The sequence below is a fragment of the Paenarthrobacter sp. NPDC089675 genome, from assembly GCF_044749185.1.
Taxonomy (GTDB): Bacteria; Actinomycetota; Actinomycetes; order Actinomycetales; family Micrococcaceae; genus Arthrobacter.
In genome coordinates this window covers 123782-148120 of record NZ_JBIVHM010000008.1, presented here as the reverse complement: position 1 = coordinate 148120, position 24339 = coordinate 123782, and the positions used below count along the sequence as shown (strand labels likewise).

Annotated in this window: 25 protein-coding genes and 1 tRNA gene; 15 read left to right on the top strand and 11 right to left on the bottom strand. The window is 62.6% G+C overall.

Features of this window, described 5'->3' with window-relative positions; translation table 11 throughout:
* Positions 1–31: 31 nt before the first annotated feature.
* Both ACIPY2_RS17110 and ACIPY2_RS17105 read right to left on the bottom strand, forming a co-directional pair.
* Positions 32–742 (bottom strand): phosphatase PAP2 family protein, encoded by a 711-nt coding sequence (locus tag ACIPY2_RS17110; protein ID WP_400267588.1) that lies wholly within the window; start codon positions 740–742, stop codon positions 32–34.
* A 40-nt stretch (positions 743–782) separates the two neighbouring features.
* Positions 783–1913, bottom strand: coding sequence for an aromatic acid exporter family protein (locus ACIPY2_RS17105; RefSeq protein WP_400267587.1), 1131 nt, complete (start codon positions 1911–1913; stop codon positions 783–785).
* Between the two features lie 266 nt (positions 1914–2179).
* Between ACIPY2_RS17105 and pstS the strand changes: the two genes are divergently transcribed.
* From pstS to pstB, 4 genes are all read left to right on the top strand, one after another.
* A complete protein-coding gene (gene pstS, locus ACIPY2_RS17100) occupies positions 2180–3301 on the top strand; it encodes a phosphate ABC transporter substrate-binding protein PstS (protein ID WP_400267586.1) in 1122 nt (373 codons plus the stop codon).
* A gap of 142 nt (positions 3302–3443) precedes the next feature.
* Entirely contained in the window at positions 3444–4376 is a 933-nt protein-coding gene (pstC, locus tag ACIPY2_RS17095; RefSeq protein ID WP_400267585.1) for a phosphate ABC transporter permease subunit PstC, read from the top strand.
* Positions 4377–5480 carry a phosphate ABC transporter permease PstA gene (pstA, locus tag ACIPY2_RS17090; protein WP_400267584.1) on the top strand — a complete coding sequence of 368 codons (1104 nt, stop codon included), beginning with the start codon at positions 4377–4379 and terminating at the stop codon, positions 5478–5480.
* Between the two features lie 61 nt (positions 5481–5541).
* Positions 5542–6321 carry a phosphate ABC transporter ATP-binding protein PstB gene (gene pstB, locus ACIPY2_RS17085; protein WP_400267583.1) on the top strand — a complete coding sequence of 260 codons (780 nt, stop codon included), beginning with the start codon at positions 5542–5544 and terminating at the stop codon, positions 6319–6321.
* A gap of 130 nt (positions 6322–6451) precedes the next feature.
* Here pstB and ACIPY2_RS17080 read toward each other — a convergent pair whose 3' ends face one another.
* The 3 genes from ACIPY2_RS17080 to ACIPY2_RS17070 all read right to left on the bottom strand — a co-directional run bounded on the left by ACIPY2_RS17080 (position 6452) and on the right by ACIPY2_RS17070 (position 9089).
* Complete coding sequence (locus ACIPY2_RS17080) at positions 6452–7468, bottom strand: anion permease (RefSeq protein ID WP_400267582.1); 1017 nt, start codon at positions 7466–7468, stop codon at positions 6452–6454.
* A gap of 1 nt (position 7469) precedes the next feature.
* Positions 7470–8087, bottom strand: a complete 618-nt coding sequence (locus tag ACIPY2_RS17075) for a DUF47 domain-containing protein (protein WP_400267581.1) — start codon at positions 8085–8087, stop codon at positions 7470–7472.
* Positions 8088–8429: 342 nt separating this feature from the next.
* On the bottom strand, positions 8430–9089 hold the full coding sequence (locus ACIPY2_RS17070) for a hypothetical protein (protein WP_347109212.1): 660 nt from the start codon (positions 9087–9089) through the stop codon (positions 8430–8432).
* Positions 9090–9201: 112 nt separating this feature from the next.
* Between ACIPY2_RS17070 and ACIPY2_RS17065 the strand changes: the two genes are divergently transcribed.
* The 3 genes from ACIPY2_RS17065 to ACIPY2_RS17055 all read left to right on the top strand — a co-directional run bounded on the left by ACIPY2_RS17065 (position 9202) and on the right by ACIPY2_RS17055 (position 13412).
* Positions 9202–9274 (top strand) — tRNA-Lys (locus ACIPY2_RS17065).
* Between the two features lie 295 nt (positions 9275–9569).
* Entirely contained in the window at positions 9570–10697 is a 1128-nt protein-coding gene (locus tag ACIPY2_RS17060; protein ID WP_400267580.1) for a Fic family protein, read from the top strand.
* A gap of 1182 nt (positions 10698–11879) precedes the next feature.
* Complete coding sequence (locus tag ACIPY2_RS17055) at positions 11880–13412, top strand: alpha-N-arabinofuranosidase (RefSeq protein ID WP_400267579.1); 1533 nt, start codon at positions 11880–11882, stop codon at positions 13410–13412.
* 12 nt (positions 13413–13424) lie between these two features.
* Here the strand turns inward: ACIPY2_RS17055 and ACIPY2_RS17050 are convergent, their stop codons facing one another.
* Positions 13425–13787: a hypothetical protein gene (locus tag ACIPY2_RS17050; protein ID WP_400267578.1), complete on the bottom strand. Its 363-nt coding sequence runs from the start codon at positions 13785–13787 to the stop codon at positions 13425–13427.
* A gap of 93 nt (positions 13788–13880) precedes the next feature.
* Positions 13881–14216 carry a hypothetical protein gene (locus ACIPY2_RS17045; protein ID WP_400267577.1) on the bottom strand — a complete coding sequence of 112 codons (336 nt, stop codon included), beginning with the start codon at positions 14214–14216 and terminating at the stop codon, positions 13881–13883.
* 130 nt (positions 14217–14346) lie between these two features.
* On the opposite strand from ACIPY2_RS17045, the gene ACIPY2_RS17040 reads away from it, so the two are divergent.
* A complete protein-coding gene (locus ACIPY2_RS17040; RefSeq protein WP_400267576.1) occupies positions 14347–15351 on the top strand; it encodes a LacI family DNA-binding transcriptional regulator in 1005 nt (334 codons plus the stop codon).
* A gap of 16 nt (positions 15352–15367) precedes the next feature.
* The gene (locus ACIPY2_RS17035) at positions 15368–16471 is read left to right on the top strand and encodes a D-TA family PLP-dependent enzyme (RefSeq protein WP_400267575.1); all 1104 of its coding nucleotides are present in this window, start codon (positions 15368–15370) and stop codon (positions 16469–16471) included.
* Here ACIPY2_RS17035 and ACIPY2_RS17030 read toward each other — a convergent pair.
* The 4 genes from ACIPY2_RS17030 to ACIPY2_RS17015 all read right to left on the bottom strand — a co-directional run bounded on the left by ACIPY2_RS17030 (position 16468) and on the right by ACIPY2_RS17015 (position 19835).
* Positions 16468–16689, bottom strand: a complete 222-nt coding sequence (locus ACIPY2_RS17030) for a hypothetical protein (protein WP_400267574.1) — start codon at positions 16687–16689, stop codon at positions 16468–16470. The genes ACIPY2_RS17035 and ACIPY2_RS17030 overlap by 4 nt on opposite strands.
* Before the next feature lie 7 nt (positions 16690–16696).
* Complete coding sequence (locus tag ACIPY2_RS17025; RefSeq protein ID WP_400267573.1) at positions 16697–17551, bottom strand: hypothetical protein; 855 nt, start codon at positions 17549–17551, stop codon at positions 16697–16699.
* Between the two features lie 128 nt (positions 17552–17679).
* Positions 17680–18639, bottom strand: coding sequence for a 2-hydroxyacid dehydrogenase (locus ACIPY2_RS17020; RefSeq protein ID WP_400267572.1), 960 nt, complete (start codon positions 18637–18639; stop codon positions 17680–17682).
* Entirely contained in the window at positions 18636–19835 is a 1200-nt protein-coding gene (locus ACIPY2_RS17015; protein ID WP_400267571.1) for a pyridoxal phosphate-dependent aminotransferase, read from the bottom strand. Before ACIPY2_RS17015 ends, ACIPY2_RS17020 begins: the two co-directional genes overlap by 4 nt.
* 156 nt (positions 19836–19991) lie before the next feature.
* Between ACIPY2_RS17015 and ACIPY2_RS17010 the strand changes: the two genes are divergently transcribed.
* From ACIPY2_RS17010 to ACIPY2_RS16985, 6 genes are all read left to right on the top strand, one after another.
* The gene (locus ACIPY2_RS17010) at positions 19992–20621 is read left to right on the top strand and encodes a DedA family protein (protein WP_400267570.1); all 630 of its coding nucleotides are present in this window, start codon (positions 19992–19994) and stop codon (positions 20619–20621) included.
* Positions 20622–20800: 179 nt separating this feature from the next.
* Positions 20801–21103, top strand: coding sequence for an urease subunit gamma (locus ACIPY2_RS17005; RefSeq protein WP_400267569.1), 303 nt, complete (start codon positions 20801–20803; stop codon positions 21101–21103).
* A 9-nt stretch (positions 21104–21112) separates the two neighbouring features.
* Positions 21113–21466 carry an urease subunit beta gene (locus tag ACIPY2_RS17000; RefSeq protein WP_400267568.1) on the top strand — a complete coding sequence of 118 codons (354 nt, stop codon included), beginning with the start codon at positions 21113–21115 and terminating at the stop codon, positions 21464–21466.
* Positions 21463–23193 (top strand): urease subunit alpha, encoded by a 1731-nt coding sequence (ureC, locus tag ACIPY2_RS16995; protein WP_400267567.1) that lies wholly within the window; start codon positions 21463–21465, stop codon positions 23191–23193. The genes ACIPY2_RS17000 and ureC overlap by 4 nt, the downstream gene beginning before the upstream one ends.
* A gap of 7 nt (positions 23194–23200) precedes the next feature.
* Positions 23201–23677: an urease accessory protein UreE gene (ureE, locus tag ACIPY2_RS16990; RefSeq protein WP_400267566.1), complete on the top strand. Its 477-nt coding sequence runs from the start codon at positions 23201–23203 to the stop codon at positions 23675–23677.
* Positions 23658–24338 (top strand): urease accessory protein UreF, encoded by a 681-nt coding sequence (locus ACIPY2_RS16985; protein WP_400267565.1) that lies wholly within the window; start codon positions 23658–23660, stop codon positions 24336–24338. Before ureE ends, ACIPY2_RS16985 begins: the two co-directional genes overlap by 20 nt.
* The last annotated feature ends 1 nt before the right edge of the window (position 24339 follow it).

The following is a 24339-nucleotide window of genomic DNA, read 5'->3' as shown; positions in this document are numbered from 1 at the left end:
TAGCCGATTGCCCCGCCGGCGAATCGACAGCCTACGCCGCTGCCCGCCCGTTCCTCGCCGCATCCACGAACACGGCCAGGCCCAGCACGCCCAAGGCAACACCAATCGAAGCCACGACGTCGGTGAGCCAGTGGTACCCGAGGTATAGCCGGCTGTAGGCGACCAACAGCGTGAGCAGCGCGGCGCCGGTGTAGGCGAGGACCGCCGTCGTGCGTGTTCCCGAACGCGAGACGAGCAGGTAGGCCAGCACCGAAACAAGGACGGCGGTGCCCAGTGTGTGGCCGGATGGGAAAGACAGGGCGTCGTCGGGGCCCAAGAGGAAGTCCGACGACGGCGGGCGGGAACGCGAAACTTCCAGTTTGATGACCGTAGCCAGGACCACGGACAGCACCATGGCCCCCATCAGGACGGCAGGGCGCCAGAGTTCCCGCTTCCACACGGCCCAGACGACAGCTACCAAGCCACCGAAGACGGCCATCACCGTGGGTGATGTCACGCTCGAGACAGCAGCCAGCAAACCCGTGGCGAAATCGCTCCGGGAGTCCACCACAAAGGTGTGGACAGCGCCGTCGAGCGTGGCAAGGCCGCTGGCTGACAAGACGGCGGCGAACATGAGCCAGAAAACCACGTCACCGGCGACGAACAGCGCACCGGCCCAGATGAACAACAGCCGCTGCCGGAGCCGCAGCACGGGGGCAGGCCTGAGGCGCAGGGACGTGAGCACTGATGAGGCAGGAAGCATCGGTCCATTATCCACACCCCACATGTGTCTTTGCTGGGAGTTACTGGAGTGGCGGCAGGACGGCCCGTGCTTCTTCCGGTTCCATTCCGCTTGCCTCCAGCAGGTCCACCATGAGCGGCCGGAACAGCATCACAACGGTCTCGCCCTCAAGCCGTTGCACGCCCAGCATCTTGGGGTGCAGGCGTGAAGCGACGTCGGTGAGGTCGGCCCGGGCCCGCCGGAGATGGGCCCGGCGGGTTCCCTCGCTCTGTTCGGACAAGCCGATAGTCAGTTCGTCGACGGCGGCCGCGGTTTCCTGCAGAACTTCGGAGATGGAATCGATGGCCTCGTCTGAAAGGGCGGCATGGTTGATGGCGCTTGTGAGCCTCCGCGCGAACACGCGGCTGTTGCGGAGTGCCAGGTCGATGTACTCCAGGGAATGCTCCAGGCCGGCCAGTTCGTCCCTGTGCCTTCGGTGCGCCGGTGCCAGCGTGGCCACCTCGCCGGAGGCCCGCAGGGTTTGCCGCATCCTGTCCACCAGCGGTTGGCAGTTCCTGCCCCGGATGAGGGCGTGCCAGGCGGTAGTCGAGTCGCTGTCGATCATGGCCTTGGCGCACTCCCGCAGGACCTCCGCGAGCTCGTGGAGGATCTTGCGGATGTCCTTCCGGGGCTCCCGGCGCGGGTCCTTCGGCACCAGGATGGTCACCAGCAAGGCGCAGACGCCGCCCACCACGGCGTCCAGGCTCCGCGTGAATGGGCCGCCCGCCGGTGCCGGGAGCAGCACCACCAGCAACGACTGCAGGCCCAGCTGCGTGGTGAAGATGGTGCCGCTGTCCAGGAACCTCGCCAGCAGGATAGAGAAAAGAAGCACGACGGCGGCCTGCCAGACTCCGGCCCCCAGCCAGTGAAGCAGGAGGTCGCCGACCACAATGCCGAGTGTGCAGCCAAGACCTACCTCAATAACCCGGCGAAGGCGCGGATCACGGGAGAACCCCAAGGCGATCAGCGAGGACGTGGCTGCGAACAAGGGCCCTTGGTGTCCCAGGACGTACTCGGCGAAGGCGTAGGCCCCCACAGCACAGACGGTCATCTGGATGGCGGGCACCAGCGAGGTCCGGCTTCGGACCAGGCCGGTGCGCACCCGGGTACGCAGAAACCTCTTGCTAGCGGAAAGTCCCTTCGCGGCGGCCATGTCCTCCAGTGTATTTGCCGGACTGCGTCCCAACTGCCCGAGTGGCGGTGACCGCGCACCAAAGCGCAACGCGTGCGGCCCTCAAGGTGGCGCGCGCCACATAACCCAATGGTCCGCCGTCGTTCACTTTCCGTTTACTTTGCACCACAGATCCCGTTACCTGCGCTCCTTACCTTCAATAAAGGAACTAAACGGTCCACAGCTCGCGCACGCCGAAATCTCCGTTCGGAACGCATCTGAGAAATCCCTGGAAGGGGCACATCCAAGTGAAGGCAACTCGCTTCGGCCGCAACGCGGCACTCGCGGTCATCGCAGCAGGCGCACTCGCGCTCACCGCTTGCGGTTCCGACAACGCAACCGGCACCACTGGCGGAACCCAGTCCGCCGCTTCGGGCACCAAGGTCACCGGTACCCTCACCGGCATCGGCGCTTCCTCCACCGGCGCTGCAATGGATGCCTGGAAGGCCGGCTTCTCCGCCGCCAACCAGGGCGCAACGGTCCAGTACTCCCCGGACGGCTCGGGCGCAGGCCGCAAGGCCATCATCGACGGCTCGGCACAGTTTGCCGGTTCCGACGCCTACCTGAAGGACGACGAGCTCGAGGCTTCCAAGGCCAAGTGCGGCCCCGAGGGTGCCATCAACATCCCCGTCTACATTTCCCCGATCGCCGTTGCCTTCAACGTCCCGGGCATCACCGACCTGAAGCTCGACGCCACCACGGTTGCCAAGATCTTCCGCGGCCAGATCACCAACTGGAACGACCCGGCAATTGCAGCCCTGAACTCCGGCGTCACCCTGCCGGACCTCAAGGTCACCCCGGTCAACCGCTCCGACGACTCCGGCACCACCTCCAACTTCACCGACTACCTCGCAGCCGCTGCTCCCGAGGTCTGGACGGACAAGGCTGCCGGTGTTTGGCCCGCATCGCTGAAGGGCGAGAACGCCAAGGGCACTTCCGGCGTGGTCAAGACCGTCACCGACACCGCCGGCGCCGTGACCTACGCTGACGACTCCGCTGTCTCCGGCAAGCTGGGCACCGCCTCCATCAAGGTCGGCACGGACTTCGTCAAGATCTCCGCTGACGCCGCTTCGAAGGCTGTCGAAGCCGGCAAGCCCGTTGACGGACGCGCTACCAACGATGTGGCCATCAAGCTGGACCGCAAGACCACTGCCTCCGGCGCCTACCCCGTGGTGCTCGTTTCCTACCACGTGGTCTGCACCACGTACGGAACCAAGGATGTAGCCGACCTGGTCAAGGCCTTCGAAACCTACGTCGTCTCCGACGAGGGCCAGAAGACCGCCGCTGATGCCGCAAAGTCCGCGCCGCTCTCCAAGACGCTCCAGGACAAGGCCAAGGCAGCCATCGAGTCCATCAAGGTCAAGTCCTAAGGCCTGGCCCGCAACGCGGCCGAACACTGAAGTTCCCCGTCCCGCGCGCCGGTGGCCACAACGCCACAGTTGTTGGTCCACTGCGTGGGGCGGGGAACTTAGCCATGTAAGACCAGTTCACTCCAGACTTAAGGATCGTGAAGTGACCACCAACTCCCTGACAACCTCCCGGGGCGCAGGACGCGCCGGGGACAAGGTTTTCTCCGGGGCCGCCATGGCCGCAGGGTGCCTGATTCTCGCGGTTCTCTTCGGAGTCGCGCTGTTCCTTGTGGTTCAGGCCATCCCCGCGCTCGTTGCCCCGCCGGAAAACATCCAGGGCGGGCACGGCTTCTTTGCCTACATCGCCCCGATTGTCGTCGGCACGCTCATTGCTGCCGTTATCGCCCTCGTTATCGCCACCCCGGTGGCCATCGGAGTGGCATTGTTCATCTCGCACTACGCTCCGCGCCGACTGGCTGCGGGGCTTGGCTACGTGGTGGACCTGCTCGCCGCCATCCCGTCCGTTGTGTACGGCGCATGGGGTGCGGCTTTCCTCGCCAAGGAAATCTCGCCTGCCTATGACTGGCTGGCCAACAACCTCGGCTGGATCCCGCTGTTCCATGGCCCCGCTTCGGCAACCGGCAAGACCATCCTGACCGCAGGAATCGTCCTGTCCGTCATGGTCCTGCCGATCATCACCTCCCTGTCCCGCGAAATCTTCCTGCAGACCCCCAAGCTGCACGAGGAAGCCGCGCTGGCACTCGGAGCCACCCGCTGGGAAATGATCAAGATGGCTGTGCTGCCCTTCGGCCGCCCGGGCATCATCAGCGCCATCATGCTGGGCCTGGGCCGGGCGCTCGGCGAAACCATGGCTGTGGCCCTGGTACTTTCATCCGGCGCCCTGACTGCGAGCCTCATCCAGTCCGGCAACCAGACCATCGCCGCCGAAATCGCCCTGAACTTCCCGGAGGCCAGCGGCCTCAAGGTGAATACGCTGATCGCCGCCGGCCTGGTGTTGTTCGTCATCACCCTTGGCGTGAACATGATCGCCCGCTGGATCATCACCAAGCACAAAGAATTCTCGGGAGCCAACTAAATGACCTCCACAGTAGTCCGTAAGCGTTCAGCGCTTACCAAGGGCCAGCTGCCGAAGTTCGCGCCCTACATTGTCCTGGTTGTCGCCCTCATTGTCGGTGCGGCCATCCTGGCATTGATCGGCTTCAATGCCTTCGGCTGGGGCTTGGTCACAGCCATCCTTTTCACCATCGGCCTGGTGGCCTGGAGCGGCGCCGTTGAAGGGGCCCGCAAAGCCAAGGACAAGTTGGCCACCTGCCTGGTTGTGGGTGCCTTCCTGATCGCACTCCTGCCGCTGGTTTCGGTCATCTGGACAGTGCTGGTCAACGGCATCCCCGGACTGGTCACGCCCGGATTCCTGGGTACGTCCATGAACGGTGTCACCGGCGCCTTCGACAACAAGGCGGCGGAAGAGGGCGGAAAGGTGCTGGGCGGTATCTACCACGCACTGCTCGGCACCATCCAGATCACGCTCCTGGCGACCGTTATCTCCGTGCCCGTTGGCCTGTTGACCTCCATCTACCTGGTGGAATACGGCAACGACCGTCCGTTGGCACGGGCCATCACCTTCTTCGTGGACGTCATGACCGGCATCCCGTCGATCGTGGCCGGCCTCTTCGCAGCAGCGTTCTTCTTTGCGGTTGTCGGCCCCGGCACCAAGACCGGTGCGGTAGCCGCCGTCGCGCTTTCCGTCCTCATGATCCCAGTGGTTGTCCGCTCCAGCGAGGAAATGCTCAAGATCGTCCCGAACGAGCTCCGCGAGGCTTCCTACGCGCTGGGTGTCCGCAAATGGCGCACCATTGTGAAGGTGGTCATTCCGACGGCGATCTCCGGCATCGCGTCCGGCGTCACCTTGGCAATCGCCCGCGTGATCGGTGAAACCGCGCCGATCCTGGTCACCGCCGGGTTCGCCACCACCATCAACAACAACGTATTCGGCGGCTGGATGGCCTCGCTCCCCACGTTCATCTACACACAGATCCTGAACCCGACGTCGCCGTCCAACCCTGGCCCCTCAGACCAGCGTGCTTGGGGCGCCGCCCTGGTGTTGATCATCCTGGTGATGCTCCTGAACCTCGGAGCACGCCTCATCGCCCGCATCTTCGCTCCCAAGACGGGCCGCTAAGCCGGGCTCCGGCCCCGGCCACACCACAAACTTCCAGACCCCCAAGGAACAAAGGAACACCATGTCCAAGCGCATCGACGTCAAAGACTTGAATGTCTACTACGGCAACTTCCTTGCCGTTGAAGGCGTCAACATCAACATCGAAGCCAAGTCCGTTACGGCCTTCATTGGCCCGTCCGGCTGCGGCAAGTCCACCTTCCTCCGCACCCTCAACCGCATGCACGAGGTCCTCCCCGGCGCCCGCGTTGAAGGCGAAGTACTGCTCGACGGCGACAACCTGTACGGTCCCGGCGTCGACCCCGTCACTGTCCGCACCCAGGTGGGCATGGTCTTCCAGCGCCCCAACCCGTTCCCCACCATGTCCATCCGGGACAACGTGCTTGCCGGCGTGAAGCTGAACAACAAGAAGATCTCAAAGGGCGCAGCCGACGCACTCGTTGAGAAGTCCCTCGTGGGCGCCAACCTGTGGAACGAGGTCAAGGACCGCCTGGACAAGCCGGGCTCCGGCCTTTCCGGTGGCCAGCAGCAGCGTCTGTGCATCGCCCGTGCCATTGCCGTTGAACCGCAGGTGATCCTCATGGACGAGCCCTGCTCCGCCCTGGACCCCATCTCCACCCTTGCTGTCGAGGACCTCATCAATGAGCTCAAGGACCAGTACACCGTGGTGATCGTGACCCACAACATGCAGCAGGCGGCCCGTGTATCAGACAAGACCGCGTTCTTCAACATCGCGGGTACCGGCAAGCCGGGCAAGCTCATCGAGTTCGCGGACACCACCACCATCTTCAACAACCCGTCACAGAAGGCCACCGAGGACTACGTCTCGGGCCGCTTCGGATAAGGGTTGACAGGCTCCGGTTTCCTTGGGGGAGCCGGCGGATGACGACGGCGGCCGTCGCCTTGGGGGTACGGCCGCCGTCGTCTTTTTCGTACCCAACCGTCGTTTGTCCCCCAATGGGTGAGGGGGCGGGTCAGAGGTCCGCGAGGGGTGAAAAGGCCAGCTCGAGGATGAACGCGACGGCTGCCGTAATGATTGGAGTCAGCACCCAGAACAGGAGAATCCTGCGCACCAGCCGGCGGTTGGTCACGTGGAACCGCTGGTTGGTCCCGGCGCCGAGGGCTGAGGCAGTGAGCGTGTGGGTGGTGGAGAGCGGGAACTGCAGGCCGATTGCCCCCACGAAGAGCATCACGGAGGTCAGGGTCTGGGCCACGAAACCGCGGAGCGGGTCGATCCGGATCATCCGGTGGCCCAGGTTATGGGAAATCCGCCAGCCTCCGAACAGCGTCCCGGCCGTGAGCATGAGGGCCGTGACAAGGAGGATCCAAAAGGGTACGTCTGCCCCGGATTCCAGTCCGGCAGCCACGAGCGCGAGGAGGAGGACCGCCGTCGTGCGTTGGCCGTCCTGCAGCCCGTGGCCGAACGCAACGGCCGCGGAGGAGACGGCCTGTGCCCTGCGGAAGCGCCGGTTGATGACGTTGGGCTGGGCGTAGCGCGCGGCCCACGTGACTGGCCAGACCAGCAGGTAGGCCGCGATGAAGGCAATGACCGGCGATACCACCAAGGGCAACACCACCTGCGTGATCAGGATGGAGTCGACGCCGTCAATGAAGTTGCCGCCCACCAGGACGCTGGCCGCCCCCGCTCCGATCAACCCGCCCACCAGAGAGTTGGTGGAAGACAGCGGAATGCCGCGCCACCACGCATAAACACCCCACAGGATCGCTGCTGCCAACGCCGAGGCCAGCATGGTCAGGCCGCCTGTTCCTGTCGGCAGCGTGATCCATCCCTGCGTGAAGGCAAGGACGAAGCTGCCGCTCAGCATGGCGCCTGCAAAGTTGAAGATGACGGCCAGCAATACAGCGATGGACGGCGTCAGGGCGCGGGTCCGAGTGGAGAGTGCCACGGCGTTGGAGACGTCGCGGAAACCATTCAGGAAGGCGAACCCCGCGGCCAAACCCACCACGAGGAACAGGACTGCGGTGGTCACGTCAGGATTCCTTGACGATGATGCTGCCTACCTGCGTGGCGATCTTCCGCATGTCCTTGGTGACTTCCACCAGTTGGTTGGCGATGTCCCGGTGCCGGGCGTACTGCGCCGATTTCATGTCCTTCAGCATCTCCGCCACCCACGTACGGTGCGTCCGCTCCGCCCGCTTGGCGAGCCGAAGGATCTCGATCCAGTAATCCTCGAGCTCGTCCAAGTCTTCGAGCTTCCGCATGGCGTCCACGGTGAGTTCGGCCTGCCGGCTGATGATTTCCAACTGGTCGGCCGCACGCTTGGGCAATCGGTCGAGCTTGTACAGCGCGACGAGCTCGCCGGCGGCATCGAGCTTCTCCATGGCCTCGTTGAGGTGGCGGGAGAGGGTGTACATGTCCTCGCGGGGAAGCGGGTTCACGAAGCTCGTCCGCATGTGGGTCAGGAGCGCGAAGTGCAGATCCAGGGATTTGGACTCGTGCTCATGGAGTTCTTCGCTGAGCCGTTCATGCTCGCTGGCCGGCGCGCCGAGGATCTCCGAGAGGGTACCCGTGGCCGCCACTATAACGCCTGCCATCTGCGCGAGCAGCACGAGCCCGGCAGGTTCCTGGGGGAAAAGGCGCAGCTTCATGTCGCTTTCCGGTCGGGGGACGGTGGGCGGCGGGACGCTTGACTTGACGCTTCCCGTTTCGGTCCCAACTTTACCGGTACAACAGGCCGGGCCGGTGTCCAGGCGGCGGGGAGCCATTTACACCAGGATCACCCTGCAGCAGGGCATGAAAATGGTGCCGAACCGGATACGCCTCTCGGCGGTAGGCCGCTCGAAGCGGCTATAAGTTGAAGCCCGGGGGTTTCGCGGTTCGACACCAATTTCAGTGTTCTACGTCGGAGAAACTAAGTCAACATTGACAGCGGGGGCCGGAAGTGGGTAACTTCCGGCCCCCGTTCCATGGCGTTTCAAGCCTTCAAACAGCTAGTCCAACTCGCCCAGGCGCCACGCATTTGCGGCGTGTTCAAGGTCTTCCGCGGTCTTCACGAGCTGGTGGGAATTGCGCGTCAATTTGCTGGCGTGACTCTCGTTGCTGTGCTCTGCGCCGTCGGCCAGCGTGGCTTGGCCGAGCGCCACGACGCGGCAGAAGGCTGCTGAACGTTCCAGCGCGACGTCGAAATCGCCGTCGAAAGCCCCGGACAGGATAGCGTCCGCCATCTTCTTCATTTCATCGGCGCCGGGCGGTTCTGCTGCGCCGGCCACGACGTTGGAGACCTGAGCAGTGTCCCGGCCTGCGCGGAAGTACACGGAGATCCGCTCGGGATTCTGGATGGTGGCGGCACGGAGTGCGTAGAGCCGCCACAATGCTCCGGGGAGGGAACGCGCGGGGCTCTCGGCCCACATTTCCGCGATGGCGTCCAGTCCTTGCTCGTCGGCGAGCTTCACGAGCCTGCGTGTGACTTTGGGGTCGTCGCTGTCCCGGCCGCGTCTCACCAAGGCCTGGGCAGCCAAATGCGCGGCTTCCGAAACCCGGGCCGGGTCAGCGCCACCTGCGAACGGTTCGAAATCGATGGGCGCGAAGGGCTTGGGCTTGTGGTGCCTGTTTGCTCCGCCGTACGCACGTGATCCTTGCTGTTCGCTCATGAGTTCACCGTACTCCTGTGCCCTGATGGGGTCGAGTAACGGTTGTTGCGGCCGGGTTCTGTTGCTCCGGTGGCTGTGGGGTACAGTATTCATGGCTGTTTCTACAGCTGGAGGGCCTTTAGCTCAGTTGGTAGAGCATCGGACTTTTAATCCGTGGGTCGTGGGTTCGATCCCCACAGGGCCCACCCTCCAAGCAGGTCAGAGGCGTTTAGCCTCTGACCTGCTTCTGTTCCCGAGGGGCTAATCCAACGGAAACCCAAGTATTTCGACCCGCTGCTACGTCGGTGGTCCCTGTTATCAGCCAGCAAGCTCGCCTGTGTACGTGCGACCTGGACGCGGGAGAGCGTGTGATCGGGTCGACTCTCTATACCACACCCGATCCTGTGGATAAGCCATGCATATTTTTTTCCATGTGGACAGAACGTGTAAAAAAAATGGCCATTTCTTTACACGTCATGGTTACGTTGCTAGTTTCTTTCTATGTCGAACTGGGATCCCAAGAAGCCGCACAACGAACTTCCGCACCTACCCCCAAAGACTGAAGTGGAGACGGTGGGCGTTCTGAAGTTGGCTATTGAGGCCCGAGCTGCACTGGCGGCTCTAAACCAGGCGACGTTGTCCATGACCAACCCCAGTGTGCTGATCAATGCCATACCGCTCCTGGAGGCTCAAGCCAGTTCGGAGGTCGAGAACATCGTGACCACGACTGACGAACTCTTTATGCACGCCCAGGATGAGTCCTCTGCCAACCCAGCGACGCGAGAGGCGCTGCGCTACCGGACTGCCCTGTTCGAGGGGTTTGAAAGCGTTACGACTAGGGGGATCGTAACCACCAACACGGCCCGTGAAGTGTGCTCCATCATCAAGATGCACAACATGGATCTGCGGCACTCCAGCGGTACCTACATCGGTAACCCCCAGACGCAGACTGCGATTTACACTCCTCCGGAGGGTTACTCGGTGATCGATGCCAAGCTGGGTGATTGGGAAATGTTCGTGAACTCCAGCGCCGGCTACGACCCGCTTGTAAGGATGGCCATAGCTCATTACCAGTTCGAAGCCATTCACCCATTCGAAGACGGCAATGGCCGAACAGGCCGCGTTCTCAACGTTCTAATGCTCGTGGCGGCCGGGTTGCTCAGCCAGCCCGTTCTCTACCTGTCTAAATACATCATCGGTAACAAGAATGACTACTACAAGAGGCTGCTTGCCGTAACGGCTGAGGAAGCCTGGACCGACTGGATCGAGTACATGCTGGAGGGTGTCCGTCAGACTTCGATCTCAACCCTTAAAAAGATTGACGCGATTCGGACGCTCCAGGGTGACATGAAGTTGGAGATGAGTAAGGTTATCAACGGCGGCGGGCACGTAGCCCTTTTGGATGTCCTGTTTGAGCAGCCTTACTGCCGCATCTCTAATGTTATGGATGTCTGTAGGGTATCGAGGCCTACTGCTACTAACTGGCTGAACGCCTTGAAGGATGGGGGGATCCTTGTAGACGTCAAAGTAGGTCGGGAACGGCTCTTCATAAACACCCGCTACATGAACCTCCTCGTTAAGGATGAATCGCCCGTCGCGGAACCAGGAAGTGATGACAGGTTGTTTTAGCTCCTGATGCGGGAGTAGCTCCGGCGCCAACCGTAGGCCCTCTCCGCTGAAGGGCCGAGCAGCCGTCTAACTCCGCTCAGTGCGACAGCTTTGCGAGAGCCTGGCGGACAATTGAGCGCCGAGCCCGGTGGCCTTGATCTGCTGGTCATGTGCCTCTGGTGGCGCTCCAGTCCTGCTCGAAATTACAGGCTCGACCGTACCACGTCCGGTCTTCTCCAAATTCAGCACCAGAGGGAGCGCCGCTTCGCCAACCCCCAACTTGTGCCCGGTTTCAATCACCGTCAGCACTGTGCCCGTCGTTCCCATAGTTTCGAGCCTTAACCTGTCGCGCCGGCGTGGTCAACGAGTAGCCCGAGTATACGAATATGCGATGGCTCAATCACGGACACAAATCGAATTCAGATGCCCTCCAAATCCAGCAGAGCATCATCGGACAGTATCGCGCAAGGGACCTTCCGAGCATTTCGGCCATAACCGCGAGCAGTGCGCGCCGGGCGGCATCGACTGCTTCAGCAGTCAGCAGAATCAAGTCCTCACGCTCCATCAAACGATGCACAACGTCCTCTAGCGATATGCCGGCTTCGACGGCGGCAGAAACCATCTGGCCGTCGACCCGCGTCCCTGAACCTCCTGCAGCTTCCCTCCAAAGGTGTGCAGCGCCTCCACCATTCCAGCAACAGGTATTGCGATAGGTGGGAAGGCGGGCGCAACGACGGCTCCCGCTGCAGCGGGGATGCCCTTGCCGGCAGGTCCAAGCCCTAGTTGCTGCGGCAAACGATCAATTGCTGGGTCAAGGTACTGGCTGTTCCATTAGTGCCTGATTGAACGATCCTGTTCAACGGGTCGGCTACTTCCTTGTGCACCCCCTTCCGGCCCATGTACACGTCCAGGGTCATTAAGATCTATGCATGGCCGAGTTCGCGCGTGGAATCCTTCGGCGCGAAAGTGTTTTCCTCTGAAGAGGCCACGATTGACGGGACTCACTATCAAGGGGAGTTGGACCGGCAGGAAGCAAGTTCAAGCCCCACCCCGATCGCCAGTAGCAGCGAACACGCTTAGCGGCCTGCACTCGGATAGGTAAAGCAAGAAATGTCTTGACGCATGACCCAAGCAGCAGCCAGCATTGTTTCTACAACGTTGTAGACTCGCAACAGCAAAATACCCAGTACAAAGGACGCCCGCTTGGAAACCCCAAAAACGCCGGAAAACAGCACTGCCAAAATCACCATCGACCCTGCATTCGCCGTGGGTCCTGTCCGGAGGAAGACCTTCGGGGCTTTCGTCGAGCACCTGGGCCGTTGCGTCTACACGGGCATCTTCGAGCCGGACCACCCCAAGGCTGACGAGGACGGGTTCCGCACGGACGTCCTGGAACTCACCAAGGAACTCGGCGTCTCAACTGTCCGCTACCCTGGGGGCAACTTCGTCTCCGGGTACCGATGGGAAGACGGCGTTGGCCCGAAGGAACAACGGCCTACGCGACTGGACCTCGCCTGGCATTCCTCCGACCCCAACCTGGTGGGCGTGGATGAGTTCACCGCATGGTCAAAGAAGGCCGGCGTTGAACCGATGATGGCCGTCAACCTGGGCACACGCGGAACACAGGAAGCCTTGGATCTGCTCGAGTACTCAAACATCAAGGGCGGAACGGCCCTGTCCGAACAGCGCAAGGCAAATGGCGCCGTCGAACCCCACAGTATTTCCATGTGGTGCCTCGGCAACGAGATGGACGGGTTCTGGCAGATTGGCCACAAGAAGGCGGGGGAGTACGCCCGGCTGGCCGCGGAGACCGCCCGCGCCATGCGGATGGTGAATCCGGACCTGGAACTGGTGGCGTGCGGAAGTTCGGGCCCGAACATCCCGACCTTCGGCGAATGGGAACGCGTGGTGCTCAATGAGACCTATGAGCTGGTGGACCTGATCTCGGCGCACCAATACTTCGAGGACTTCGGAGACCTTCAGGAGCACCTTTCGGCAGGGCATCGCATGGAGGCCTTCATCAAGGACCTCGTCGCCCACATCGACCATGTGAAGTCGGCCCTCAAGTCCGACAAACAGGTCAACATTTCCTTCGATGAGTGGAACGTGTGGCACATGTCCCGTGACGAATCGAAGGTGCCGACCGGCGACGATTGGCCCGTGGCTCCTGTGCTGCTGGAGGACCGCTACACGGTGGCGGACGCCGTGGTGGTGGGCGACCTGCTCATCACGCTCCTTCGCCACACCGACCGTGTCCATTCGGCCAGCCTTGCCCAGCTGGTCAACGTGATCGCCCCGATCATGACTGAACCCGGCGGCCGTGCCTGGAAGCAAACCACTTTCCATCCGTTCGCGCTTACCTCGCAGCATGCCACGGGCACGGTGCTGAACCTCGCCGTCGAATCGCCGCTGCTGGACAGCGAAAAGACGGCCGGCTTCCCGGCGCTCTCGGCTGTAGCCACCTACGACGCCGATGCGAACCAGGCGGTGGTCTTCGCCGTGAACCGCTCGGCCACGGACGCGCTTACCCTCGATGCCGCCGTCGGCGGGCTCGGGGCCGGCACGATCATCGAGGCCGTCACGTATACCAACAAAGATCCCTACTGGCAGGCAACGGCAGACGATTCGACGTCGGTCCTGCCGTCGGAGAACGTCAGCGCAAAGCTCGACGGCGGCAAGCTCACCGCTGTTTTGCCGGCGGTGAGCTGGACCATGATCCGGCTGCAGCTGGCCTAGCCCAAGAGACGCCTACGCAATCGCCTGCGAGCCGTCCTGGAAGACCGGGAAAAGCGAGATGGGGGTGACCGTGGCGGGGGTGGGTTCGGGCAAGCCTGCCGGAGCCTCCTCCCCGTCGCGGACAATCTCCAGCGATTCCAAGTCCAGGAGCCGTCGGTTTCCTGCGTCGTCCTGAAGCCAGAACAGGCCGGTGCCGGCCACTGTCTTGACCACGGTTCCGCGGTGGAAGAGGCGGCCGTGGTGCCAGGCCTCGATGTGTTCGCCGGCCTCAAGGGCGTGCGGCTCCGGCTCGTTGTCCGGCAGGGTGCCAAATGCCTGCGCGAGGCTTGCTTGAGTCTTCAGCGCTTGGAAAAGGTCTGTGTTTGCGATACCCATTGGTGCTCCCCTTGGCTTGCTTCCTTGCTCTGGGAACAGCTTGGCCCATTCATGTTGCAGGCTCGTTGCGGGGTGATGAGCGCCGTGTGACGTCTACGGGGAAACGGGATTTTCCGGGGTCGCGGAGCCGAGCAGCTCCTCTGCGTAGGGGGCGTGAGGTGAAGCGGTGCCCTCGGAGAGCTCGTTAGCGGCCAAAGCAAGGATGTCCCGTTGCAGAGACGGGATGGACAGTGCGCCTTCCAGGTAGGCATCAACTTCCAGTTCGCCCAACGAGCCGCTGAGGCTGACGTAATGGAGCCAGAGCGTCTCGGTACTGATGCCTGCTGCTGTCAGTACTCCCTGGAGCCCCTTGCTCTGCTCAGGTTCTTTGCTGTCGAAGCCCATGTTCTGCGCCTTGGAAACAGCCGACATCCGGATATCACTAGACATCCGAGTATTTATATCAGACTAACCGTTCGGCCCGTCAAGACCCAGAGCGGACGTCGGTTTTCCTAGGATGTATTTCGAACACCTCCCGGTACCTGCCGGAGGCCCCTGATCAAACTTGAGGAGCACGCCGATGGCCGTGACCATGAACGACGTCGCACGCGCCGCTGGTGTGTCCCTGAAAACCGTCTCCAACGTCATCAACAACTACGAATTCATCCGGCCGGCCACCAAGCAGCGTGTGCTTGATGCCATCAGCGAACTCGGGTACCAAACCAATTTGACTGCCCGCAGCCTCCGCTCGGGAAAGACCAGCATGCTGGGCCTTGTCCTGGCCGACCTCAACATTCCCTACTACGCGGAGTTCGCCTCCGACGTCATGAAAGCCGCCTGGGCCCGGGGTTACCGCGTCCTGGTGGAACAATCGGGCAGCGAGGCCGGCCATGAGCGCGCCGCGCTGCAAGGTCAATTCCGTAGCCTGACGGACGGACTGCTCTTCATTCCGCTGGCCCTCGACGCCGGGCAGATCATCGAGGCCGCCGGACAAAAGCCCCTGGTGCTCCTGGGCGAATCCGTGCAGGACCCGCGGCTGGACATGGTCCTCATCCGTAACCAGGAAGCGGCGGCAGCCGTCACCACGCACCTGCTTGACGGCGGCCGCCGTCGGATTGCCGTGCTGGGCGCGAACGACGGCGATACCACAGGGAGCAACGGCCTGCGGCTTACCGGGTACAAGACCGCGCTCGCTGCCGCCGGGGTGGCGTACGACCCCGCGCTGGTGGTCGGTTGCGGTTGGCGGCGCGACGGGGGAGTCGACGCCGTGGGGCGCTTGCTGGACAGCGGAGTGGAGTTCGATGCCGTTTTCGGTTTGAACGACGCCGTGGCGCTGGGGGCCCTGCATGCGTTGCTGTTGCGTGGCCGCCGAGTTCCGGACGAGATTGCCGTGGCTGGTTTCGACGACATCGAAGAGGCACGGTTTTCTTCACCCTCGCTGACCACGGTGGCGCCGGGCCGTACGGAAATTGCGGAGCGCGCCGTCGAACTGCTGATCCAGAGGATCGAAAGTGGGGACCAAGGGGGCGGGGTACAGCAGCCGGAGGCGGCTTTCTCGCTGCGGGTCCGGCAGTCGGCGCCGTAGGCGTTAGTGTCAAAGGATGAACCACTCAGTCCCCGCAGAAGTACTGACCCCTGCCATCATGATCGATGTGGATGTGCTGGACCGGAATATCGAGCGCATGGCATCGGGAATGCTGCAGCGCGGAATCAGGCTCCGTCCGCACGCGAAGACGCACAAAACCCTGGAGATCGCCGGCAAACAGCTGGCTGCCGGCGCGGTTGGACTCACCGTGGCCACGCTTGGTGAGGCGGAAGTATTTGCCGAAGGCGGCACCACCGACATCTTCATTGCCTACCCTTTGTGGGTCGAAGCTCCCCATGCGGAGCGGCTGCGGAAGCTCGTGGCCAAGTGCGCCGTCTCGCTAGGGGTGGATTCCGCGGAGAGTGCCACCCAAATGGGCAAGCAGCTCGGCGCCGATGCGGGCCGGGTGAACGTGCTGGTGGAGGTGGACAGCGGGCATCACCGAAGCGGAGTAATGCCCGGCGAGGTTGTGGAAGTGGCCCGCGCTGCTGCGGCTGCCGGGCTGACTGTGTCAGGCGTTTTCACCTTTCCGGGCCACAGCTACAAGCCCGGCATGCCCAGTGGTGCTGCCAGCAATGAAAACGATGCTCTGGGCCATGCCGCCACAGCGCTGAGCGACGCCGGTTTCGAAGTGAGCACCATCAGTGGAGGGTCCACGCCGACTGCCCTCATCGATTCGGAGACGGTGGCTACCGAACTGAGGCCCGGGGTTTACGTCTTTGGCGACGCCCAACAACTGGAACTTGAGCGTTGTTCCTGGGAAGACATCGCCCTGACTGTTGCGGCAACGGTGGTCAGCCGTCACGAGGCAACAGGTGGAAACGTCCGTCGGGTCGTTGTGGATGCTGGCAGCAAGATCCTGGGCAGCGACCGTCCGGACTGGGCTTCGGGCTACGGACGGCTGCCGGAGTTCCCGGAGGCGCGGATTACGGCCCTGTCCGAACACCACGCAACGGTGGTATGGCCCGACGATGCTGAGCTCCCTCCGCTGGGCCGGCGCCTACGGGTGATCCCCAACCACGTTTGCCTGGCGATGAACCTGGTGGACCAGGTCACGGCAATCCGCGGGAACTCCGTGGTGGACACGTGGAATGTGGCGGCGAGGGGTCGGAACAACTAAGCCCCGATGAGATGCCCGGTGAAGTAGCGGGAGTGCGTCTTTTCAACGGTTGCGAGGGAGTCGCTGTTGAGGGAGACGATCTCCCACTCGCGGCTTTCACGCTCGCGCTCAAGCTTCAGCCGGAGTTTGAGGGCCTCGCGATGCCCGAGGCTCCCGGGAAATTCGGTAACAATTCGGTCGCCAGTGCGCCTGTTGTATTTGATGACGAATCCAGCCAACTGATCATCACCTTCCTTTCTCTCGGATGGTATCAAATGTGGCCTTGAGCGAGTCCATCTGCGCCCGGATACTGTTTTCGGATTCCAAGACAATGGCGCGCAACTCGTCGAGTTGGCGTGTTTGCTTGGCTGCCCGTTGAGCGTAAAAGTCGTAGTCGGGCGTTCCCGGATCGTGCCGGGCCAGCTCGCCACGGGCGGTCATCAAGGACGACTCGAGCGGAAGCAGTCCGTTGCGGGCAGATTCAAGCTGTCGAATCCCCTCAACAGACATGTTCTGCAGGTCCGTTACAAACTTTCTCAGGCTGGGTTCGGCAGGAAACGCACCATACCTGATATCTCGCCCGAGTACGTCTGCGGCGGACTCGTACATGTTTGCCCAAGAACTCTGCATATGGGTTCTGATCTGTACTTCAATCCTTGCCGGCACCCTGAGCCAGAGATGAACGCCTCGGTAACCGCTGTGAGGCTGTGTCCTGAGATCATGGGTGCAACTGCCCGGAGAATGATCGAAAAGTCCAGCAATAGCGTTGGCCACTGCGTCTTGTTCATCAAGACTCATTTCAGCTTCGAACCGAACGCCTGCGATGTCCTGGACGTTTGAGAGTGGGGTACTTCTGTCCCGGATCAGTTTCTGGCGGAGAGTGTCAATGGTTTTTGGTCTTGAAGTGACCTCAAACGGGCGTCGATCTAAGAGCGGAGTCCAGTCCAGAGCTGCAATCATCTCCTGGGCTTCCGCCGCGACGTCGTTGTAGTACAGCATGACTTCGTCATAGGAGGGTAGTCCGGGCTTCGCAGTTACGCCGTCCCGTATCGATTCCCCCAACTTTCGCAGCTGCTTGGCCGACCATGGGGGGATTTCCATGTTTGAAGTCTATGTCGGGAGGATATCCAGACTCAGCGCGACGGGCGTTACCTGTGGATTGTTGAACACCGCGCTGACAGGCACATGCAAAAGCGGGCCGGGGAAAGCCCCGGCCACCGCTTTGCTGCTTAGTTGATGGGTGTTGGTGGTTGTTCGCCGCTCAGGACGGCGAGGGTGTTGCTTGCTGCCAGGACTGCCATGGCGGTGCGGGTTTCGACGGTGGCGGAGCCCAGATGGGGTACGAGGGCCACGTTCTCGAGTTCCAGGAGCCAGGGGTGGACCTTGGGTTCCTGTTCGAAGACGTCCAGCCCTGCGCCGGCGATCTGGCCTTCGCGCAGGGCCAGTGCCAGTGCGGCTTCGTCGATGATGGGGCCGCGTGCGGTGTTCACGAGGTACGCGGTGTCCTTCATGGTGGCGAGTTGCTCTGCGCCGATGAGGTGGTGGGTGTTCGGGCCGTAAGGGCAGTGGAGCGAGACGACGTCGGAGATCGCCAGGAGCTCGTCGAGTTCGACGCGGCGGGCACCGAGTTCGGCGGCGATGGCGGGGTCGATTTCGCTGCGGGATTGGTAGACGATTTCCATGCCGAAGGCCTTGGCGCGGCGTGCGGTGGCTTGGCCGATGCCGCCCATGCCCACGATGCCCAGGGTCTTTCCTTGCAGGCTGGAGCCGAGCAGGAAGAACATGCCCCATTTCCATGGCTGGCCGGCGCGGATGAGGCGTTCGCCTTCGCCGAGTCGGCGGGTGGCCATGAGGATGAGCCCGAAAGCGATGTCAGCGGTGGCTTCGGTGAGCACGCCCGGGGTGTTGGTGGCTGTGATTCCGCGTTCGGTGCAGGCCGGGACGTCGATGTTGTCGTAGCCGACGGCGACGTTGGAGACCACTTTCAGCTGCGGTCCGGCGGCGTCGAGCAGTTCAGCGTCGACGCGTTCGGTGAGCAGGCTGACGATCGCGTCGGCTCCGGCGACGCGTCGGAGGAGTTCCTCGCGGCTGATGGATCCCTCACCTTCCCAGGCGACGACGTCGTGGGAGGCACGAAGGTTTTCGAGGGCGGCTTCGGGGATGCGTCCCGTGACGACGACGCGGCTCATGCGGTTTCGATCCATTCACGCAGTCGGCCGAGGCCTTCACGGATGGCATCTGTTTCGATGCCGGAGTAGGCCAGGCGGATGTATTGGCGGTCTTCGCCGGGCAGGCGCCGGCCGAAGTGTTCGCGGGTGCAGAAGGAAACACCGGTTTTGTACAGGGCGTCCGAGGCGAAGTCGCCCACCGCGGTGTAGCCGAGTTTCTGCATGGCTTCGGTGACGTCCGGGAACAGGTAGAACGTGGACTGCGGCACGGCGACGTTCATGCCGGGGATGGCGTTGACGATTTCGCAGGCGGCGTCGCGGCGGTCCTTGAGGATGTCGAGCATGGCCTGGACGGGTTCCTGCGGGCCGCGGAGGGCTTCGATGCCGGCCCACTGGACGTAGTGGGTGGTGCAGGATTCGTCATTGGTGTTCAGGGTGGACAGAACCTGGGCGATCTCCTTGGGGGCCACGGCGCAGCCCAGGCGGGAGCCGGTCATGGCGAACTTCTTGCTGAACGTGTAGAGGATCACGGTGCGCTCGGCCATGCCCGGGATCGAGGTGATGGAGCTCGATACGCCTTCGTACCGGGTTTCGAAGTAAGCCTCGTCGGAGAGGACCCAGAGATCGTGTTCGATCGCGATTTGGGCGATCGCTTCGCGTTCGGCCGCGGTGGACTCGGCGGAGATCGGGTTCTGCAGATCGTTGTAGATGATCGCGGTGGTGTTGGGGGTGATCGAGGCCCGGACCTGGTCGAGGTCGATCGCGAAGCCCTTGGAGGTGGGCACGTAGCGGTAAGGTACGGCCGTGCCGCCAAGGTACTCGATCTGGGATTCGTAGATCGGGAAGCCGGGGTTGGGGTACAGCACTTCCTCGCCGGGGTTCATCACGGCCTGGAGGAACTTGGTGATCACGGGCTTGCCGCCGGTCATGACCACGACGTTCTCCGGGGAGAATTCGATCCCGCGGCGGGATCCAATGTCCTCTGCCAGTGCTTCGCGCAGCTGCGGGATGCCCGGGCCGGGGCAGTAACCGGTGTAGCCGTCAGCGATGGCCTTGTTCATGGCCTCGATGATGTGCGGGGCCGTCGGGATGTTGATATCACCCAGGTGGAAGGGGTAGACGAGGTTGCCCTTCGCCTTCCAAGCGGCAGCGGCCTGCGCGACGCTGAAAGCAGTTTCAGTGCCCAGGCGTTCAAGCCGGTGTGCGAGTTTCTGCATGTGCTGACTAACTCCTCCTCGAGTCGATCACGCTCACGGCGTGAAGTACCCAACTAGTATATTAGTCATGTATTAGACTGTCCATGGGTTTTCGATGACTGATTGGCAGCTGGCTGACCCTCCCCTCACAGCTCCGCGTTTGACAAACTCGAAGCCATGCAGTCACTTTTTGAGGGGCTCCTCCACGCCAGCCCGCTCGTGGTGGTCTGCATCGTGTTCGCGCTGGTCTTCGCCGAGGACGCGTTGTTCATCGGATTCGTCATTCCGGGTGAAACGGCGGCCGTCATCAGCGGAGTCTTCTCGAGCCAAAGTGGCTTCCCGCTCTGGGTGATGATCCTTGTGGTCATAGCCGCTGCCATCCTTGGAGACACGGTGGGCTACGAAATCGGCAAGCACTTGGGCCCGCGCATCATGCGCATGAAGATCCTGGACAAGAGGCGGGCCCGCCTGCAGAGAGCCGAGGACTTCCTTGCGCGCAGGGGCGGGCTGGCGGTGTTCCTCGGACGCTTCACCGCCTTTTTCCGCGCCGTCATGCCGGCACTCGCGGGCCTCAGCCAAATGCCATACCGCAGATTTGCGCTGTGGAACTTCACTGGCGGCATTGTCTGGGGCGGCCTTTTTGTCACCATCGGCTTCCTGGCCGGAAATTCCTACGAAGAAGTGGCCCGGACCTACGGCCGCGGCGCCGCGCTGGTAGTGGCGGGCGTCGCCGTCGTACTCCTGCTCGTCTGGCAGGTGCGCAAGCACATGGCCGAAGGCAAAACCAAAACGGATTCGCAGGAGTAGGAAACGCGGACGAAACCTTGCAAGTCATACGCTGGTCGCAATTCGTTGGCAGGAATACCAAGTGGATATGTCCGACGTTTGGAGCTATAAGAGTAGTAGCGCCCGACGTCCTCGGCAGTTCTTGCCTCGAGTGATCTGACGTCCGTCTGCGCGCCCCAAGAAAGTTTGAAGGAGAACCGATGCATCTTTTGCCGCGTGAGCAGGAAAAACTCATGATCGTGGTAGCTGCCGACCTGGCACGGCGCAGACAGGCGCGAGGTTTGAAACTCAACTACCCGGAAGCCGTTGCGATCATCAGTTATGAGCTCATCGAGGGCGCGCGGGACGGCAGGACCGTGGCCGAACTCATGAGCTACGGCACCGCCCTGCTCCGCCGCGAAGACGTCATGGAAGGCGTCCCGGAGATGATCCACGACGTCCAGATCGAAGCCACCTTCCCGGACGGCACCAAGCTCGTCACCGTCCACGATCCCATCCGCTAGGAGCCCGCAATGATCCCCGGAGAGTACCGGCTCCAATCCGGAGCCATCGTCTGCAACAGCGGCCGTGACGCTATCGCCGTCGAGGTGGTGAACCGCGGCGACCGCCCCATCCAGATCGGTTCGCACTACCACTTCGCCGAAGCCAACCGAGCCCTCGAGTTCGATCGCGAAGCCGCCTACGGACGCCGGCTGGATATCCCAGCCGGCACTGCCGCGCGCTTCGAGCCAGGCGACACCAAGACCGTGCACTTGATTGACCTCGCGGGGTCCCGTGAAGTCTTCGGACTGCGGAACGCCGTTAATGGAAAGCTCGACGGCGGAACCCGCCCGGGCGGGCCCGTCACCGAAGGAGACGCCGAATGAGCTTCGAGATTTCACGCAAGCAATACTCCGAGTTGTACGGCCCCACCACAGGTGATGCGATTCGCCTGGCGGACACTGAGCTGTTCCTCGAGATCGAGAAGGATTACACAGCGTACGGCGAAGAAGTGGTCTTCGGCGGCGGCAAGGTGATCCGTGACGGTATGGGCCAGAACGGGCAGCTCACGCGCTCGGAGGACATCCCGGACACTGTCATCACCAACGTGATCGTGCTGGACTACACCGGCATCTACAAGGCCGATGTTGCGCTCAAGGACGGCCACATCTTCAAGATCGGCAAGGCCGGGAATCCGCAGATCACTGACGGCGTGGACATCGTGATCGGGGCCAGCACCGAGATCATCGCCGGTGAACGGAAGATCCTCACGGCCGGCGGCATCGACACCCACATCCACTACATCTCTCCGGAACAGGTTCCCACGGCACTGTGCAACGGAGTGACCACCATGGTGGGCGGTGGAGCCGGGCCCGCAGAGGGAACCAAAGCCACCACCATCACGCCAGGCCCTTGGCATATCTCGCGCATGCTCCAGGCTGTTGAAGGGCTGCCCATCAACATCGGCATCTTCGGCAAGGGCCACGCATCCGCCGTCGAGCCCCTCGCCGAGCAGATCCGCGCAGGTGCCGTGGGCCTCAAAGTCCATGAAGACTGGGGTGCCACTACCTCGTCCATCGACATGTCCTTACGGGTTGCGGACGAATACGACATCCAGGTGGCCATCCACACCGACACCCTGAATGAGTGCGGATTCGTGGAAGACACCATCAACGCGATCGATGGACGCGTCATCCACACTTTCCACACCGAAGGCGCAGGTGGTGGACACGCCCCGGACATCATCAAGATCGCCGGGCTGCCCAACGTCCTCCCCGCCTCCACCAACCCCACGCTGCCGTACACGAAGAACACCATCGAAGAGCATCTGGACATGCTGATGGTGTGCCACCACCTCAACCCGGACATCCCCGAAGATGTTGCTTTCGCCGATTCACGGATCCGGGCCGAAACCATCGCTGCCGAAGACGTGCTCCACGATCTCGGCGTTTTCGCGATCACCTCCTCGGACTCGCAGGCCATGGGCCGCGTGGGCGAAGTGGTCACGAGGACCTGGCAGGTGGCCGACGCCATGAAGCGCCAGAGGGGAGTCCTTCGTGATCCCTCCGGGGCAGTCCACGGTTCGCCGGAGAGTGACAACTTCAGGCTCAAGCGCTACGTCGCCAAGTACACGATCAACCCCGCCATCGCGCAGGGCATGGCAGACACCATCGGCTCGGTGGAGCCCGGCAAATTCGCCGACCTCGTGCTATGGGATCCGGCGTTCTTCGGCGTGAAGCCGGAAGTGGTCATCAAGGGCGGCCAGATTGCCTATGCGCTCATGGGCGACTCCAACGGTTCGATTCCCACACCCCAGCCGCGCACCATGCGGCCCATGTTCGCCACGTACGGCAAAGCGCTCCAGCAGTCCTCCATCACGTTCCTCTCCAAGGCAGCCATCGACGCCGGAGTGCCCGCGGAGCTGGGACTCGAACGGGTCATCCGGCCAGTGAGTGGCATTCGCGATGTCCGCAAAGCGGACCTTAAGCACAACGGGGAAACCCCGGACATTGTGGTCGATCCCGAAACGTACAAGGTAACGGTTGACGGAGTCGAAGCCACCTGCGAGCCCTCCGACGTGCTGCCCATGGCGCAGCGCTACTTCCTCTTCTAGGACATCCATGATCATCGAAAAAATCCTCGGCAACCTGCACGAACTGTCCCCGGAAACCTACGCGCACCACCACAAAGAGAAAGTGGTGCTCCCCAGCGCATTGCTGGTCAAGCGGATCCAGCGTGTCACCACGGACCACGGCAAGGAACTCGGCATCCGCCTCCCCTCCGGATCCGGCGACCTTCGCGACGGCGACATCCTCGCCGTCGAGGATGCCAACCTGATTGTCATCTCCGTGCTGCCAACGGACGTCCTGATCATCGCCCCGCGGACCATCCACGAAATGGGCGTCGTTGCCCACTCCCTTGGCAACCGGCACTTGCAGGCACAGTTCTTCGACGCCGCCTCCGAATACGCGGCAGAAGTCATGGTGTGCCAGTACGACCACACTGTTGAGGACTACCTCAAGCATGTGGGAGTGCCCTACGACAGGCAGGAACGGGTGATGCCGGTGCCGTTCCGCCATGCAGAGCACACGCACTGATTACCAGCTTGCCCTCCAGCAGCTGACCGACTCGGCGTTGCCAACGGGGGCGTTTGCGCACTCCCTCGGGTTTGAGACGTACATCGACCGGGAGCTGGTCACGGACGAGGTCACATTCACCGCATGGATGGGGTCGTTCATCGGGCAGCAGCTGACGTACTCTGACGGGCTGGCCATTCGCTTCCTCTACGAGGGGATCAACCTGGTTGACCTGGATGAGCTGTTGACTGGTTGCCTTCTGGCGCGCGAAGTCCGCGAAGCGTCCGCCAAGATGGGCGGACGACTGCTGGAAATCGGGGGAGAGGTGTTTCCCTCGCCTGAGTTGGACGCCTACCGAAGCCTGGTCCGGGAGGGGCGCGCGGTGGGGCATCAGCCCTTGGCGTTCGCCGTCGTCGCGCGTTCCCTTGACGTGCCTTTGCGCGAGGCGCTGGCTGCCTACTTCTTCGCTACCGTCACGTCCCTGACGCAGAACGCCGTTCGTGCCATCCCGCTCGGCCAGAACGCCGGGCAGCGGGTTCTTCGGGCAACGCACGACGCCGTCGCTGCCGCCGTCGAGCTTGTTCCCCACCTCAGCCGGGACGACTTCGGGGCCGTGAGCCCCGGACTGGAAATTTCACAAATGCGGCACGAACGGCAACGCGCCCGCATGTTCATGAGCTAAA